This window comes from Sphingobacterium sp. GVS05A, assembly GCF_019969845.1.
GTDB lineage: Bacteria > Bacteroidota > Bacteroidia > Sphingobacteriales > Sphingobacteriaceae > Sphingobacterium.
The window spans coordinates 226,599-243,290 of the sequence record NZ_JAHXYR010000011.1 but is presented as its reverse complement, the minus strand read 5'-3'; the positions used below and the strand labels follow the sequence as shown (position 1 = coordinate 243,290).

The 16,692-nt window shown below is 41.8% G+C and carries 18 protein-coding genes; 13 read left to right on the top strand and 5 right to left on the bottom strand.

The window, feature by feature from the left end:
* Positions 1 to 29: 29 nt before the first annotated feature.
* The 3 genes from LC454_RS24185 to LC454_RS24175 all read left to right on the top strand — a co-directional run bounded on the left by LC454_RS24185 (position 30) and on the right by LC454_RS24175 (position 2,645).
* Positions 30 to 299, top strand: coding sequence for a hypothetical protein (locus LC454_RS24185; RefSeq protein WP_223585101.1), 270 nt, complete (start codon positions 30 to 32; stop codon positions 297 to 299).
* The gene (locus tag LC454_RS24180; protein ID WP_223585099.1) at positions 184 to 1,500 is read left to right on the top strand and encodes a sialate O-acetylesterase; all 1,317 of its coding nucleotides are present in this window, start codon (positions 184 to 186) and stop codon (positions 1,498 to 1,500) included. Before LC454_RS24185 ends, LC454_RS24180 begins: the two co-directional genes overlap by 116 nt.
* Positions 1,501 to 1,640: 140 nt before the next feature.
* Complete coding sequence (locus LC454_RS24175; RefSeq protein ID WP_223585015.1) at positions 1,641 to 2,645, top strand: Rpn family recombination-promoting nuclease/putative transposase; 1,005 nt, start codon at positions 1,641 to 1,643, stop codon at positions 2,643 to 2,645.
* 74 nt (positions 2,646 to 2,719) lie between these two features.
* Here LC454_RS24175 and LC454_RS24170 read toward each other — a convergent pair whose 3' ends face one another.
* The 4 genes from LC454_RS24170 to LC454_RS24155 form a co-directional block, all read right to left on the bottom strand.
* Positions 2,720 to 3,532, bottom strand: coding sequence for a helix-turn-helix domain-containing protein (locus tag LC454_RS24170; protein ID WP_223585014.1), 813 nt, complete (start codon positions 3,530 to 3,532; stop codon positions 2,720 to 2,722).
* A 124-nt stretch (positions 3,533 to 3,656) separates the two neighbouring features.
* Entirely contained in the window at positions 3,657 to 4,649 is a 993-nt protein-coding gene (locus LC454_RS24165) for an SDR family NAD(P)-dependent oxidoreductase (RefSeq protein ID WP_223585013.1), read from the bottom strand.
* Positions 4,650 to 4,844: 195 nt separating this feature from the next.
* Positions 4,845 to 5,066 carry a hypothetical protein gene (locus LC454_RS24160; RefSeq protein WP_223585012.1) on the bottom strand — a complete coding sequence of 74 codons (222 nt, stop codon included), beginning with the start codon at positions 5,064 to 5,066 and terminating at the stop codon, positions 4,845 to 4,847.
* Between the two features lie 12 nt (positions 5,067 to 5,078).
* Positions 5,079 to 5,582, bottom strand: coding sequence for a hypothetical protein (locus LC454_RS24155; RefSeq protein WP_223585011.1), 504 nt, complete (start codon positions 5,580 to 5,582; stop codon positions 5,079 to 5,081).
* A gap of 313 nt (positions 5,583 to 5,895) precedes the next feature.
* Between LC454_RS24155 and LC454_RS24150 the strand changes: the two genes are divergently transcribed.
* Positions 5,896 to 6,471, top strand: a complete 576-nt coding sequence (locus tag LC454_RS24150; protein ID WP_223585010.1) for a Crp/Fnr family transcriptional regulator — start codon at positions 5,896 to 5,898, stop codon at positions 6,469 to 6,471.
* A 189-nt stretch (positions 6,472 to 6,660) separates the two neighbouring features.
* On the opposite strand, the gene LC454_RS24145 is transcribed toward LC454_RS24150, so the two are convergent.
* Positions 6,661 to 7,566, bottom strand: coding sequence for a helix-turn-helix domain-containing protein (locus LC454_RS24145; RefSeq protein WP_223585009.1), 906 nt, complete (start codon positions 7,564 to 7,566; stop codon positions 6,661 to 6,663).
* Positions 7,567 to 7,723: 157 nt separating this feature from the next.
* Between LC454_RS24145 and LC454_RS24140 the strand changes: the two genes are divergently transcribed.
* The 9 genes from LC454_RS24140 (at position 7,724) to LC454_RS24100 (ending at position 16,689) form a co-directional block, all read left to right on the top strand.
* Positions 7,724 to 8,545, top strand: a complete 822-nt coding sequence (locus LC454_RS24140) for an SDR family NAD(P)-dependent oxidoreductase (protein WP_121123244.1) — start codon at positions 7,724 to 7,726, stop codon at positions 8,543 to 8,545.
* 34 nt (positions 8,546 to 8,579) lie between these two features.
* Complete coding sequence (locus tag LC454_RS24135; RefSeq protein ID WP_223585008.1) at positions 8,580 to 9,773, top strand: MFS transporter; 1,194 nt, start codon at positions 8,580 to 8,582, stop codon at positions 9,771 to 9,773.
* Positions 9,774 to 9,813: 40 nt separating this feature from the next.
* Complete coding sequence (locus LC454_RS24130) at positions 9,814 to 10,356, top strand: carboxymuconolactone decarboxylase family protein (RefSeq protein WP_077433726.1); 543 nt, start codon at positions 9,814 to 9,816, stop codon at positions 10,354 to 10,356.
* 174 nt (positions 10,357 to 10,530) lie between these two features.
* Positions 10,531 to 11,355 (top strand): SDR family NAD(P)-dependent oxidoreductase, encoded by an 825-nt coding sequence (locus LC454_RS24125; RefSeq protein WP_223585007.1) that lies wholly within the window; start codon positions 10,531 to 10,533, stop codon positions 11,353 to 11,355.
* A 125-nt stretch (positions 11,356 to 11,480) separates the two neighbouring features.
* A complete protein-coding gene (locus tag LC454_RS24120; RefSeq protein ID WP_223585006.1) occupies positions 11,481 to 12,371 on the top strand; it encodes a helix-turn-helix domain-containing protein in 891 nt (296 codons plus the stop codon).
* Between the two features lie 548 nt (positions 12,372 to 12,919).
* Positions 12,920 to 13,855 carry an NADP-dependent oxidoreductase gene (locus LC454_RS24115; protein WP_223585005.1) on the top strand — a complete coding sequence of 312 codons (936 nt, stop codon included), beginning with the start codon at positions 12,920 to 12,922 and terminating at the stop codon, positions 13,853 to 13,855.
* Between the two features lie 266 nt (positions 13,856 to 14,121).
* Positions 14,122 to 14,565: a carboxymuconolactone decarboxylase family protein gene (locus LC454_RS24110; protein WP_223585004.1), complete on the top strand. Its 444-nt coding sequence runs from the start codon at positions 14,122 to 14,124 to the stop codon at positions 14,563 to 14,565.
* Between the two features lie 224 nt (positions 14,566 to 14,789).
* Positions 14,790 to 15,701 (top strand): oxidoreductase, encoded by a 912-nt coding sequence (locus tag LC454_RS24105; RefSeq protein ID WP_223585003.1) that lies wholly within the window; start codon positions 14,790 to 14,792, stop codon positions 15,699 to 15,701.
* Positions 15,702 to 15,714: 13 nt separating this feature from the next.
* Positions 15,715 to 16,689 carry an SDR family oxidoreductase gene (locus tag LC454_RS24100; RefSeq protein WP_223585002.1) on the top strand — a complete coding sequence of 325 codons (975 nt, stop codon included), beginning with the start codon at positions 15,715 to 15,717 and terminating at the stop codon, positions 16,687 to 16,689.
* The last annotated feature ends 3 nt before the right edge of the window (positions 16,690 to 16,692 follow it).

Here is a 16,692-nt window from a genome sequence, read left to right as displayed (position 1 = left end):
TATCCCAAGGAAAACGAAAATAAACGGGCTTGGCCAGGAATAGCGACGGACTAATTGCGCCAGGCTGGCGCATAAACAAAAAAGAAGATGAAAAAGAAAGTAGGACTTATAATCGCCTGTTGCCTAATACTATGCCAGGCACATGCGCAAAATTTACGGCTGCCGGCATTCTTCTCGGATCATATGGTGCTACAACGGCAGTCTATGGTGAATATCTGGGGTTGGGCCAAAGCCGGACAGCAGGTCAAACTGATTCCATCCTGGTCCAAAGATACCCTATCAGTGGTGGTCAGCGGTGACGCGACCTGGCGCACGCAGCTGGAAACCCCGAAAGCAGGTGGGCCGCACAGCATTAAACTGGTCACTCCGCAGCAGAAGCTGGAACTTAAGGATATCATGATCGGCGAAGTCTGGCTTTGTTCGGGCCAGTCCAACATGCAATGGTCCAGCGCCAATAAGCTGCAGGAGATCCTGGATATCCTCCCAGGCAGCAGCAATCCGAATATCCGCTTGTTACAGGTCAGTAATATCGCTGCCCAAACCCCGCAGCACAATATCTTTGACAGCTGGCAAACATCACGGCCGGAGACCGTCAAGGACTTTTCGGCAATCGGCTATTTCTTTGCGGAAAAACTATCGCGCGAACTGGATGTCCCGGTGGGTATCATCAATGCCAGCTGGGGTGGCACAGCCGCAGAATTCTGGACACCAAAGGAGAAGATCTTAGCTAACGAGCAACTCACGCATTATGCGGCACTACAGAAGCTGGCGCCCCGCAAACCCCATCAGCCGGGGGTACTCTGGAACGGTATGCTGGCTCCATTGGCGGGCTATACGATAGCCGGTTCCCTCTGGTATCAGGGGGAGGATAATACCGTATCATATGCCGGGTATGATCAACTGATTCAGACCATGGTGGGTGCCTGGCGCGAGGCCTGGGGATACCAATTCCCTTTTTATTTTGTACAGATTGCCCCCTTTGTTTACACGCAATATAAAAAGCCTAATGCGGCATTGCTCCGTGAGCAGCAGGCAAGGACCGCCCGAAAACTGCCGCGGTCGGGGATGGTGGTCACCACTGATCTTGTCGATGACCTAAAGAATATCCATCCGACAAGAAAAAAAGCAGTAGCCTCGCGGCTCGCGGATCTGGCCCTGGCCGAGGTCTATGCACGGCCCTTGGTGGATTATAAATCACCGACCTTGCAGGACTATACAATCGAAGGTGACAAGATTATCCTTTCCTTTGCCGGCCTGGACGGCAAGCTGCTTGTCCGTGGAAAAGAAATCACCGATCTGTACATTGCCGGCGAGGACCGCAAATTTTATCCCGCCAAGCATACAGTAAAGGGATCGCGGTTGTTGGTCTTTGCCGATCAGGTAAAGGCACCGACGGCGGTACGTTTTGGTTTTACCAACAGCGCTAGGCCCAATCTTTTCAATAGCAAAGGCTTACCGGTATCACCGTTCCGTACGGATGACTGGCCTGATTTTGAATAAGGAAGCCCATTTTTTTTGTCACGTTTAAACCTTGCCGGAATATTGAGGAAGGGAAAGTGTTATATTTAATTTTACTAAAAATATTAGTTTTATTAAATTGTTTTTGCGATATTTACATTGAACAACCAATTATTGTATCTATGAGCGAGCCAGTTTATATAGATCTAGTTTCAGACTATGCTTTTAAGCGCATTTTTGGATCCGAACCCAATAAGGATTTATTGATTTCGCTATTGAATGGGTTATTCCGTGGACGGAAATCTATTGTCGATTTATTGTACGAAAAGAATGAACATGTAGGAGATAGCGAGGAGATCGGTACCGTGATCTTTGACCTGATCTGCACTGCTGATAATGGTGAGAAGTTTGTGATCGAAGTACAACGTACGGCACAGATAAATTTGAAAAAACGTATGCTTTACTACAGCAGTAAGTTGATTGCGGATCAGGCTCCCAAAGGAAAACGACGAGCGTGGAATTATGCGATCACCGAAGTATACATTGTGGTACTCATGGATGGATTTACTTTTTCACAAGCAGAAGAATCCAGCGCTGTTCTTCACGATATCTGTTTGTGTAACAGGGAGACAGGTCGAGTTTTTTATGAAGAGTTGGGGTTTATTTACGTTCAATTGCGTAACTTTACAAAAGTAGAGGCGGAATTAGAAAATGATCTTGATCGTTGGCTTTATGTTTTACGTAATATGTCAAAACTGAACAAGATCCCGGTCTATCTGAAGAAGACTATATTTGAAAAATTATTTAAAATAGCGGAATACGCAAAGTTGAATAAGGAGGAACGAGCAATGTATGATGTAAGTCTAAAACGTAAATGGGATGCTGAAGCTGTGCGCCAATATCAGGAGCAACAGCTTAGCGAGGCTATTCAGAAAGGTATCGAAACAGGTATTGAACAAGGAATTGAACAAGGAATTGAGACTGGTATTAAACAAGGTATCGAAACTGGCATTAAGCAAGGAATAGAAAAGGGAATAGAACGAGGTGCTGAGGAGAAAAGCTATATTGTAGTGAAAAATTTGATTAATGAGCTTAAGCTTACCGACGATATTATCGCGCGTGTTGCTGGGGTTTCGCTTGATTTTGTAAAGCAAGTACGAGCTGATCTAGCCAGAGACAGAAAGTAATTATTCCCAATATAGACGAAGACCCTATTCGTAGGCAATTGTATCTTTTGGACCTGCAGAAAGAACGCCTGAAACTAGGATAGGGGATCAACCAAACGACTGGGAGCCAATCCAAACTGCTTTTTGAAAGCAAATGAAAAATGGGAGAGATTTTCAAATCCGACCTCATAACAGACTTCCAAGGGCTTTTTTTTCTTTTCTGTAAGCTGATAATAGGCAAGTTCCAAACGTTTATGTGTTAACCAGCGTTGTGGAGTCATGGTGAAAGCCTTTTTGAAGTCCCGCTTAAAGGTTGTCAGACTTCTGCCCGTCAGGTAACCAAATTTTTCCAGTGGAAGATTGAACATAAAATTCTTTTCCATATAATCGACAAGGTTGATTTTTCCGGGCTCTTCAAAATTAGCAAGCACATGATCGATCTCTTGGTTCAGCGTTCGGAGAATACTGATGGCTTCGGTAATTTTAATGGAAGCAATATCCACAGGGATGTCCTTCATGTCGAAATAGGGGATAAGTGATGCCAGGCAACTTTCCAGGAGCGGGTGATTATTGAAACAAAAAATCTTCGGCGAATTTTTGGGTTGGGGAATTATATTCTTGCCTGCATAGAAATCCGTTAAAGTTTCTAATGATAGATGCATGACAACAGTTTTATGAGGTTCACCCTCTTTAGGATAATTAATAATAGTCGCCAACTGATTTCTGGGAATTAGAAAAATATCCCCTTTTCCAAATATATAGGTAGCATCAGCCTGTACAATCTTGGTTTCTCCGGAAAGAAACCAGACCAGCATATGCTGGTCAAACATGATATCTGATTTGAAAAACTTGTCTTCGTAGCTTGAAAGCTTTATATCTTCGGTAATGTATCGGGCTTGGTATTCCATGATTTTTGCTTTTTTATGAAGGAAATCAATAACTTAAAGATAAGAAATAATAGCATTTACTTTGTTTAAAAGTTCATTGCGAAATTGGGGCAAAATGCAGATCCTGCCCCAGTAGTAAGCTGATTTACGGATTGAAGCGAATACCCGTCATCTCTTCTGTCAGTTTCCATAGTTTCTTCGCATTGGTTTCATCGAGTGAATAAGGGTGTACGCCTTTTTGGTCGGTCATATCTGATGATAGTACTGCAATGTCCCCATCCTCACAATAGACCCCTCCAATATGCTCCAATAAAGGGCTTGTAGCACACCATACTGTTGTAGCTGCTCCCTGTGGGATCGTTTTTAATGATGCCGCTACCTCAGGCAACATGTTGCCATTTACATCCACAAAACCCATTTTTTGAAATAGTTCCAGTGGAGCTTCTCTGCCCAATTCAGTCCCACCAATAGAACCTGGATGAACGGCATAGCTTCTGATATGGGAAGATTGTCCCCGCACATCCAGTTCCATTGAAAAAAGATTGACAGCGGTCTTGGATTGTCCGTACCCCTGTAACGTTTCATATGCTCTGTGAAGGAAATGAGGATCATCAAAATTAAAAGGCGCAAAATGATGACCGTAGGAAGAAACATTAATCACGCGTGCTCCATTGGCTTTTTTTAGTGACGGCCATAGTCTGGCGCTGAGCTGGAATAAGGCTAAATAGTTGGTCGCCAGCTGGGATTCTATACCCCGTGCATCTCTGCGAAGTGGTACCCACATAATACCTGCATTGTTGATCAGTAAATGTAAGGGTCTTCCTGACGCGATAAAGTTTTCCGCGAAAGCATCAATAGATGTGGGAGACATTAAATCCATTGCGACAATTTCGACATTTCTAATTCCTTCCAGATTCTTCTTTGCCTTTTCAATATCGCGCGCAGGTATGATTACTGTAGCTCCAGCTGCGGCGAGAACTTTTGTGGTTTCTAGCCCAATTCCTGTGTTGCCGCCAGTGACAATAGCGATTTTTCCGGTAAGATCGATGTTTTGAATGACATCATTGGCTGTTGATTTTGCATTGAAGCCCGAACCGATAGGCTGTTGTTGAACTCCCTGATAATTATTCTTTTCCATTTTGAACATGTTTAATTGTTATTACTGAGACAAAATTAGGCCGGATTAACATGCGCTGTTTTGTTCAAAAGTCCTAATTAGCTTTGTTCAAAAGGGCAGGTGATTTTATAACAATACCCGTAGTTCGCTTTTCTTTTTTGTGAGGAAAAGTTGCTGGCCATGATAGAAATAAGCATGTTGGCAAGATTCAACTTGTTAGACTGAGCTCGGGCGGGCATCTGATTTCCGTTTCCGATATTGATTTACGTCCTTCCAATCGGATGCTAAATTGGGTAAACGGAAAAGATGAGTAGGGAAACAATGGCGCACGTTGTCGTGCGTCTTTGTTGTATAGCTTTTCAAGATATTCAGCCGTTCAGCAATATATCCCATCTGCGGTAGACCATTAAATTCGGTTTCGTCAACATGGTGTACCACACTTAATAGGAATTATCCTTGCTGGTAGACCAGGTCTTTGCTGATGCAATGTTCTTCCCAGGGCATTTCTATAAGCCGGCTATGCGCGTTTTGTGGAATGATACTTTTTGATGTCGGCAGGTAAAAATGGGTTTTATTTCCACTTCTTAACGTATCGCGTAAATCGGGGATCTTTTTGAGGGTGCGTTGCAAGGCCGCAAAAAATGCTTTTGCGGATTTGTCAGCTTGCTTCATGATCTGCCGCAGGTGGATGATTTCTCTCGTACGATCAGTTTCATAACCACCACTTCCTGCGATTGTATATTCGGCTACAGGCGAATCGTAGAAGAGACCGGAACTTCTGATAGCCTCCTGATCTGAAAAGGGATAGGTGGACAGAAAAAATCCATAATAATCCGATGATGAAAAGCTTTCCAAAAACGCCGACTGATTTTCCTTGCTATATTTCACATAATTACGCTTGCCTGAACCGCGGTTTATCGTTTCAATATAGGCGTGCGCACGATGTTTTTCCATCGTTTCTCCGCAATACTGAAAAAATAGCTCTGCAGGTATGGCAATCCAAAAGTATTGACCCTTTTTTTTCTTGTATTTAATTTAACTAATATAGGATATTTACTCTTCCGTATCATTATTGTAACCAATGGCCAAAGGCTTTTGACCATCCACAACATAAGCTTCGTAACAGGTAACGCCTAATTTTTTAATGCCCTGAATGTAGGCAGGCAAGTAAATATACTAAAAGAATCAGACCAAGTATGTTAAGGTTATATAACTTATTTTTTACTATCTTAATGGCACTAAAAATGATGAAAACAGATTTAAAATAATGCTTGAACAGTTCAAAAAACACCTGGATAAATTTATAAAGGTTTCCGATGATGAATTTGCCGACATTACTGGATATTTTGAGCCCCAGACGCTTAAAAAGAAAGAAAACTTATTGACCGAAGGGCAGATCTGCAAAGCAAGTTATTTTGTACTGGATGGAATTATAAGAAAATTTTTCATCAACGAAAAGGGTGTTCAGCAGACTACTGAATTCGCGATCGAAAACTGGTGGATGACGGAGACGTTCTCTTATATAAATCAGACACCCACAGAGTTTTATATTCAGGCTGTACAGCCAACGGAAATTCTGGTCATTCGCCAGAATGCCTTCAATGATCTAATGGAAAATCACCCGGTCATGGAAAAGTATTTTCGCATGGTGTACCAGAAAGCCTATGCTGCTGCACAGATGCGTGTCAAGATGCTTTACGAACATTCCAGGGAAGAGCTATATCGTCAATTTCTCAAGAATCAACCTGCATTTCTCCAACGTGTACCGCAATATCTCATTGCTTCCTATCTAGGCTTTACACCCGAGTATCTCAGCGAAATCCGCAAAAAAAAATTTTCTTAAACCCGTTTAAATTTTCCCGGCTCTCTATTATCCAATTTTGTAGTATCAAATTAAAAAATAAGAAAAATGGAAAAACGAATCAACATCAGCACAACAGAACCACAGGCATTCAAATCGGCTACCAAATTTTTCACCGAGGAGGAGCAGATCAATTTCAAACATTTTGTACTATTACCCATACTTATGAAATCAGTTCTTGGCTTCCTTAAATTGAGCAGGTGTAACACCTACCAATTTTTTAAACAAACGGGTAAAATATGAAGGGCTTTCAAATCCCAGATCATAGGCTATGCCAGAAATGTTGCTGTCCGATCCCAGCAATAGATTTTTCGCCTCTTTAATCAGGTAAATATGAACATGTTCCAGAGCGGTTTTCCCGGTTTCCTGTTTAAGAAGATCGCTCAGATACCTGCTTGATAGAAAAAGTTCTCCCGCAAGATAATTTACGGTGGGCAAACCTTCTTTAAGGTGCAGCTTCTTATCAAAATAGTTCTGTAATACTGTCTGAAACCTTTTTAGCGTGGTTCCCGAAACGTTATTACTTCGATCCACAAACTGTCTTTTATAAAAGCGGTCGGAATATTTTAGGATGGAATCAATATGTGACAGGATAATTTCACGGCTGAATTCATCTGAGTTTTCGTCATATTCCTTGCGTATTTTTTCATAGAGCTCCCACATGATAACCTCCTCAGCAGGAGATAGGTGCAAGGCTTCATTTATTTCATACTCAAAATAGCCATAGTTTTTGATCTGGTCATGCAGAATATGGCCGGCCAGATAATCCTCATGAAAAAATATAACAAAACCCTTTTCTGCAAACTGTACATTACTGACCTCAATAATTTGCCTTGGCTTCATAAAAACGGTAGATCCATTACTGTGGTCATATTTTGTTTTCCCATATAGCACATAGCCCGATTTGATCTTTTTCAAAGCAACCATATAAAAGTCTCCGGTGAACCTGTCTTCTCCGACCGAATACGTCATAAGTTCTTTACAGGTCATCAGGCTCAATAGTGGATGCTTCGGAGTTTCAAAGCCACTTTTTTCATGAAGTTCAGTTATGCTTTTATAATGATTGATCTTTTCCAATGTCTCTAATTTTAGGAATTTGCTTGTTGAAATGTTTCAAAATTACATTTTCGTAAATCTGTGCTATTCTTCCGCTGATATGGAGTAGAGCAGAGGCCGGTTCTGGATATAACTTTGTCTTATCAAAATAACAAATAATAATTTAAACAATAACAAAATGGCAAAGACAATTTTTATTACAGGAGCAACTTCAGGATTTGGAAAACTTTGGACAGAAGCACTATTGCAACGTGGGGACAACGTCGTGGCAACTTCCAGAAAAGCGAATGCTTTTACAGCATTATCAGAAAAGTATGGCGATCAGTTACTACCCTTACAGCTGGATATTACCGATAGAGAAGCAGTATTTGCTACCGTAAACAAAGCCAAGGAACATTTCGGTCAGCTTGATGTGGTGATCAACAATGCAGGGTATGGCGTTTTTGGTGCAGTGGAAGAAATCGGTGAAAAGGTAGCCCGGGATGTTTTCGATGCAAATCTGTTCGGAACACTATGGGTGACACAGGCAGCATTGCCAATCCTAAGAGCACAGGGACATGGGCATATCATCCAGCTTTCAAGTGTACTGGGCGTATGGAGCCTTCCGACTTTAGGCATTTACAACGCAACAAAATTTGCGGTGGAAGGCCTCAGTGAGGCGCTGGCCAGCGAGGTAAAAGATTTTGGCATCCATGTAACGCTTATCGAACCAAATGGGTATAAAACAGAATTTGGTGGAAGTTCGGCAGTTTTTGGCGATTCGCTCGATGTTTATAATCCGCTAAAGGAAAGCCTGAGCAAAATAGAGGGGCTTGGCCCAGACGATTACGGCACTCCGGAAGCGACTGTTCCAGCAATCTTAACACTGATCGACAGTGAAAATCCGCCGTTAAGATTATTCCTGGGCAAATTGGGATATGTCAAAACAGAAAGGGTGTATGGTGAAAAACTTCAACAGTGGAAGGAATGGAAAGATGTTTCAGAAGCAGCGCACGGGTAATTCCGTGCTTCTTTTCACATAGTTAAACATAGTTATGAAAGCCCAAAAAATAGAATATTTACACATCAGCACCCTGCTCGCCTTTATCCTCATTCCTCTTGGAGGACTTACCACCGATATTTATATTCCCTCGCTGCCGGCGATGGCAGGTGATCTGGGCGTTTCCATGCAGCAGGTGCAGCTTTCTTTATTGCTTTTCATGGTAAGCTCCGGACTCAGCCAGCTTTTTATCGGGAGTATATTGGATAGCTTTGGGAGATACAGGATCAACTTGTTTGCCCTTATTGTATTTTCAATCGCCAGTTTTATTATTGCACTGGTTCCCCATATCGGTGTTATCTATGGAATGCGGATAATACAGGGAATAACAGTATCGCTGATTATCGTTGGAAAGAGGGCATTCTTTGTGGATATGTACAGTGGTGAAAAGCTGAAGCACTACACAAGCCTATTTTCAATTGTATGGGCAACGGCTCCTATTGTCGCACCATTTATTGGCGGATATCTACAGGTAACATTTGGCTGGCAGTCGAATTTTTATCTATTGGGCTTTTTGACAGCAGCTGTTCTGTTTTTCGAGTGGAGATATACCGGTGAATCGCTCCGGAAATCCCAGTCCTTTAACCGAAAGCAGATCCTAAATGTCTATTCAGGTATGCTTAAGACAGCGGATTTTAGTGTAGGGCTGCTTATTATCGGACTGAGCTATTCACTACTCGTTGTTTACGGTATCAGCAGTCCGTTTATTATTGAAAAAGTTTATGGTTATTCACCTGTTGTGACAGGCTACAGTTCGCTGGGTTCAGGAATTGCACTGATGCTGGGCGGAATCACCTCAAAGGTGTTGATAAACAAAAATCTCTTCTTAAAAATCAATACAGCCGTGATCCTACAATTGATTTTCGCAGGTCTGATGACCATTATATCATTTGGGGCGAATGGATTTTATGTACTGCTTATTTTTACGCTGCTTATTCATTTCCTTTCCGGCTTTATTTTTAATAATGTCTATGCATACTGTTTACAGCGTTTTAGCAAGAATGCAGGAGTAGCAAGCGGGCTGACCGGCGGCGGTATTTACGTCATTAGCTCCATTGCCGGTTACGGCCTGATCAATTTATTTGAGATAAAAAATGTTCAGAGCATTGCAATGGTCAATCTACTGATCGTGGTTTTGACTTTCCTTGGGATTGTTATTTTTAAACGATCAGTCGTTAGACGGGGGTGAAATTGAAAGATTCAAGTAAACAATAATAAATAATAAGAATATGAAAACTATTACAGTTCCAAACAAAGAACAATTGAGCGAAGAAGCTCAGGTCATTTTATCATCTGTAGAGAAAAAAATGGGCAAGATCCCGAACCTTTATGCTACTATCGGATATTCTTCATCAGCTTTAAAAGCGATGCTGGAAACAGAAGCAACCTTAGCGCATCATTCTTCTTACACCGCAAAAGAAAGGGAAGCGATCAACTTGGTGGTGTCCCAGGTAAATGATTGTGATTATTGTCTTGCTGCACATACCATGCTGGCTAAATTAAATGGTTTTAGTGAGGAGGACACTTTAGCAATCAGAAAGGGAAGTGTTGAGGATGTTAAATTGGATGCCATTATAAAACTGGCCCAATCGATCGCAAACAATAAAGGCAATGCCGGAAATGCTGCACTGGAAGACTTCTATAAAGCTGGTTTGGATGAGAAGGCGCTCGTAGAACTTACAGCCTTGGTTGCCCTTAGAAGTTTTACGAATTATGTTTTTGCAAATACCCAGATCCCGATTGATTTTCCGGCAGCAAAAAGTTTATCATAAGTGTTTTAATTGAAGTGTTGGTGAGAGCTTCTTTTAGAAATTGAAGAAGCTCTCTTTTTAACTAAGGTGTACAGCTAAAGCCATATCGTAATTATGTGCTATTCTTCAGCTGAAATGAGTTAGTGTATAAGTATGGATAAGGATAATTTTGGATTAACAAAAAAAGAAAAAACAATGAGCAAAATAATTTTTATAACAGGAGCTTCCAAAGGATTTGGAAAATTATGGGCTGAGGCCTTACTTAAAAGAGGCGATAAAGTTGCAGCTTCAGCTAGAAATATTGATGCGTTGCAGGATTTAAAAGAGAAGTACGGTGACAGCATTCTTCCTGTGAAACTGGATGTCAACAATCGTACAGAAGTTTTTGAAGTGGTGGAGAAGGTAGAAAAACACTTTGGAAGAATCGATGTTTTGATTAATAATGCTGGTTTTGGTTTATTCGGAACGACGGAAGAAACAACAGAACAGCAGGCGAGAGACCAAATGGAAACCAACTTTTTTGGTTCACTTTGGGTAGCACAAGCAATTTTACCGGTGATGAGAAAACAAAGAAGTGGACATATCATTCAGATTTCCAGCTTTTTGGGATTAACGACGCTACCGCTTTTAGGATTGTACAATGCTTCAAAGTTTGCAGTCGAAGGACTAATTGAAACGATTGGTTCAGAAACAGCACATTTGGGAATCAAAACCACATTAATTGAACCTAATGGATTTGCAACGGATTGGGCAGGAGCTTCAGCGGTTCAGACTTCTTCGGATATTACCGATTACAATCCGGTACGAGAGGCATTTGCGGAAACAGGGGATAATCCTGATACTTGGGGAAAACCTGAATCGACAGTAGTGCCAGTTTTGAATCTTATTGACAATCAAAATCCTCCACAAAGATTATTGTTCGGTAAAATTGCTTATCACGTAGTCAATGAGGTTTACAACAAAAGATTGAACGATATCCAAAATTGGAAAGAGGTCAGCATTGCCGCACATGGGCATTAGATTTATAGGAATGATCCGCGCAAAGAAATTGTTTTCTACAGTTGTACTGGTTTGCTTTTTTAGCTTAACTTCAGAGAATCAGTTGTAATAGAAAGAGATTGTCGAACATTCGATAAAAAAATAAAATGAAACATTATAAAACCCTTACAGAATTGCACACCGGAAATGGCTGGGACGCTCCGGAGCACCCGCTCTTTAGTATGATCGGCTGTCAGGCGGCCTGTCCGCTGGGAAATAGGGAATTTACCACAGATTGCTACATCATCGCTTTCAAAAAAATAACATCAGGGATGTTTATGTACGGACGTACAAAATACGACCACGATAATGGCTGTCTATTTTTTGCCAAACCACGGCAGATCATTGAAATGAAAGACCTTGAATTTGAAGAAAAAGGCTATATGTTGATGATTCACGAAGATTACCTGAACGGTCACGAGCTCTTTAAAAGCATTAACAATTATGGCTTCTTTGACTACGATGTAACGGAAGCGCTGCAACTTTCTCCAAAAGAAGAGCAGATTATTCTGGAGCTTCACGCGAAAATTCAGGGCGAATATTTTAATAATCCCGATGAATACAGCCGTGAGATTATCTTGAGTCATATATCATCGATTTTGAAATATGCACAGCGCTTTTACAAAAGACAGTTTATCGACAGAGAACAGGTTATTGGAAAAACAGCATCTAGATTCAATGATATCCTTAAAAAATATATTGATGAAGGAGGTCTGAAAAAAAGCGGGTTGCCAAGCGTTACCGATATTGCCGACCAGCTGTTTATTTCGCCACGTTATTTAAGTGACGTACTGAAACAGGAAACAGGGAAAACTGCTTTGGAACTCATTCATATATTTTTGATTTCAGAGGCTAAAAATCTATTGAGGTTGGGAGAGAAGGGAGTTGCGGAAATAGCCTATCACTTAGGATTCGAGAATGCTTCTTATTTTACAAAATTATTTAAGAAACAGACTGGTCTGAGACCTTTGGAATTCAGAAAATCACAGCTGAACTAATTACTGCAATTCTGCTTTTTTTAATGATCCGATCCCCGGATTATTAATAATATTATGACTTTTTCGTTGGCGGCGAACAAGCAACTTTTGCTTAGAGAAGCGCTAAGCTTTCCTGGATTATCCTCCGTTATTGGAGGATTTTACATTTCCGTACATCTGTGCTATTCTTTCCGTAAAATGAACTATTTATCCGCTGCAGTGCAATATAACTTTACTATATCAAAAACAAAGCAAGTTATGAAGATAATAATTGGATTGATAGCATTTATGGCAGCCGTTTCATCGGTAAAAGCACAGCTTATTCCCGTAGCAAGGAGTGCCAACACAATCTGGGCAGACGCTTGATGGAATGATGACAATGGATATCTATGGATTCCGACAGGCCAGCTGAACCGTTTGGCGGCGTTTGAGAACGGAAAAAGTAAAGTGACATTTCCGGTTGTGATATATAAGCTGAAAATCAATGCGAAACCGCTAAGAAATTGAACTCATTTCAAGATTTAAATTAAAGTAATTCAAATAAATAACATTTAAAAAATATCAATATTATGAAAGCAATTGTATTAAAAGAAGCAGGAAATGTAGACAATTTAGCATACGTAGAATTGGCAAAACCAACCATTAACGAAGGCGAAGTATTAATTCAAGTAAAAGCCATCAGCATCAATCCGGTAGATGTAAAAAGCCGTGCCGGAAAAGGAGTTTACGGAAGAATTAAAACAGAAAATCCATTGATTTTGGGTTGGGATATTTCCGGAATAGTAGAAGAAACTAAAAGTTCAGCTTTTAAAGTTGGCGATGAAGTTTTCGGAATGGTCAATTTTCCAGGCCACGGAAAAGCGTATGCAGAATATGTCGCAGCTCCAGCCAATCAATTAACCCTAAAGCCCAAAAATATCTCTTTTGAAGACGCCGCGGCTTCTACTTTGGTTGCGCTAACTGCGTATCAGGCTTTGGTTCACCATGCGAATATTCAGCAAGGGCAAAATGTTTTGGTCCACGCAGCTTCTGGTGGAGTAGGACATATCGCTATACAGATTGCCAAATATTTAGGGGCGAAAGTGACGGGAACTTCTTCCCCAAAAAATAAAGATTTTGTCATGAGTTTAGGTGCAGATTCCCATATCGATTATCACGTCTTCGACTGGAAATCAGCAGGCAGAACTTTTGATTTTGTATTGGATACAATTGGCGGGGACAATATCGACCATTCGCTCGAAGTGACCAAAGAAGGCGGTTCCATCATCAGTATTCCGACAGGTCTGAATGAAGATGTAACTTCAAAAGCAGAATCCAAAGGTGTGAAAGGTTATTTTATTCTTGTACAGTCCAGCGGAGAGGATATGAAACAGATCGCTTCTTTATTGGAAAGTGGAGCCGTAAAACCTCATGTTTCCAAATCTTTTCCCTTTGAGCAAATGAGAGCAGCGCATCTGGAACAGGAAACGGGGAGAACGGTTGGTAAAATCGTGATTACTCTATAAATTGTTTCAGCATTAGAATTAGGCCTTTACTTTATTGTACCTGGGATCCTTTTTATATGCTCTTCGCGGTTGCAGCGCCACGCCTGGCCTTCTATCTGCAGGTGACGTAAAATGCAAATGTTGGAAGGCTTAACGTTGCTTCCTATCTGGGCTTTACAACCGAGTATCTCAGCGAAATCCGCAAAAAGAATTTTTCTTAAACCCGTTTAAGTTTTTCCGGCGCTCCATTTTCCAAATTTGTAGTATCAAATTAAAAAATAAGAAAAATGGAAAAACGTATCAACATCAGCACAGCAGAACCACAGGCATTCAAGGCAATGTTAGGATTGGAAGGCTATCTGTCAAAAATTGAGATCTCGCAAACGCTTAAAGAACTCGCCAAAATCCGTGCATCACAGATCAACAACTGTGCTTACTGTATCAGCATGCACACCAAGGATGCCATCAAAAACGGTGAAAGACCAGAGCGTATCTTTTTGTTAAGTGCCTGGAGAGAGGCTACCAAATTTTTTACCGAAGAGGAGCAGACCATACTGGCAATGACGGAGGAAGTAACCCTTATACACCAAAACGGATTAAGTGAAGAAACCTACAGCAAGGCATCCGAAATTTTCTCCGAAAACCAGATCGCTCAGATCATCATGCTCATCGTCACCATCAATGGCTGGAACCGCATTGCTTTGAGTACTCATCTGGAAATAGAAGATTAATACATACGTTTATAGGGAGCTGTGGAAATGGACCAGAAGTATTTCATTAGCTCCCTTATTCTGATAAATCCTATAGCAAAGGCGATGTAACGCGGCCAGCAAAAACGAGCAGTGGCCATCAGATTATAATCAACAGAGTTGACCTTCACAACAAAGGAAATTTGAACTCCACAACAAAACGACATAACAGCAATTCGACGAACTTTGTAAAAAAATTAAAGATTATGTGGACAAAAAATAACATCCCTGATTTATCGGGGAAAATAGCAATCGTCACCGGATCAAACACCGGTATAGGGTTTGAAACAGCAAAAGCGCTGTATGAAGCAGGTGCACATGTGACCATTGCCGCAAGGGATTTCCAGAAAGGAAAAGATGCTATCCAAAAAATCCAGTCCGAAACGGCTGGGGTAGGAACATTGGACTATGGAATGCTGGACCTCGCAAACATCGGCCTGATTCGGGAATTTGCAGATCACTTTATGCAAAAGCATACAAAACTGGATATGCTCATCAACAATGCCGGAGTGATGGTTCCTCCAGCTGCTAAAACGGATGACGGCTTTGAAATGCAGTTCGGCGTAAACTTTATGGGGCATTTTGCGCTGACAGGATATTTGCTGCCGCTCGTTAAGCAGACCGCCAATGCCCGAGTAGTGACACTTTCCAGTGGGGCGGCTACTTTGGTGGACAGCATTGACTTTGACAACCTCAGACTGGAAAAGAACTATGATGAATGGCGTGAATATGCCGTAAGCAAGCTGGCAGATATCTTGTTTAGCTACGAGCTGGACCGGAGATTCAAAAATGCCCGTATATCGGCCATTTCTGTGGCGGCGCATCCCGGCGTCACGCGAACCGATCTGCAGCGGAATATCCCGGGTGAAAATCTGGAAGGTATGTTTGCTGCATTTGATCAAGTGATGGAGCCCTGGCAGGGTGCCCTGCCAGGCCTATTTGCAGCAACAGATCCATCCGTTGAAGGCGGTAAATTCTACGGCCCGGACGGTCCGAAAGAATATGCGGGATATCCGGCCTTGTCCGGCCATCATACAGCAGCCATGAACGATGAAGCGCTTGCCAAAAGGCTCTGGGAATATGCGGAAAACGCCATACAATTGACTTACAAATTCTAATAATTGATCTGAAATGAAAAATCAAACAGTTTTAGTAACCGGCGGTACCGGATTTTTGGGCGTAAATATTATTCTTGAATTACTCAAAAAAGGATTTACCGTAAGAACAACACTGCGCACGCTCTCCCGTAAAAACGAAATTTTGGATGCCCTTACAGCAGGTGGCATCAGCACTTTTGATCAGCTGTCTTTTTATGAGGCCGATCTGCTCTCCGATAATGGTTGGGATGAAGCAGCACAAGGTTGTGATTATGTCCTTCATGTTGCTTCCCCATTTGTGGCTGAGCAGCCCAAAGACGAAAATGAGCTGATTATCCCCGCAAAAGAAGGTACGTTGAGAGCGTTGAAAGCTGCGAAAAAGGCTGGGGTTAAGCGCGTGGTGCTCACATCCTCTTTTGCTGCAATCGGTTATAGCATCGATCCCAGAAATCATGTTTTTACAGAACTTGACTGGACCGATGAAAACGCACCGGTACAGGCTTATATAAAATCAAAAACAATTGCAGAAAAAGCCGCATGGCAATTTATGGAGGATGAAGCCCCTGCTATGGAGTTAACGGTCATCAATCCCGTCGGAATTTTTGGTCCTATACTTGGCGGTATTTCCTCGGCCTCCCTGGATACTGTCGTCAAGGGAATTGTGGAGGGACACATTAAGGAAAATGCACCATTTACATTTGGTGCGGTGGATGTGCGCGATGCTGCTGATATCCATATCAAAGCCATGTTACATCCCGAAGCTGCCGGACAGCGATTTCTAGCAACATCGGAAGGGGCGATGTCTTTTTATGATGTGGCGGAACTGATCAAAAAAGAACGGCCCAAATTGGCCGGAAAAATTGCTACTATGCAGCCCACTCCAGTCGAAGAGTATACGCAGATGTCCAATAAAAAAGCCGCTGAAACACTGGGCTGGAAGCCCCGCACCAGAGAGGAAGCGATACTTGCAAGTGTGGACAGTTACAATTTCAGTAATACGCAAAATTAATCT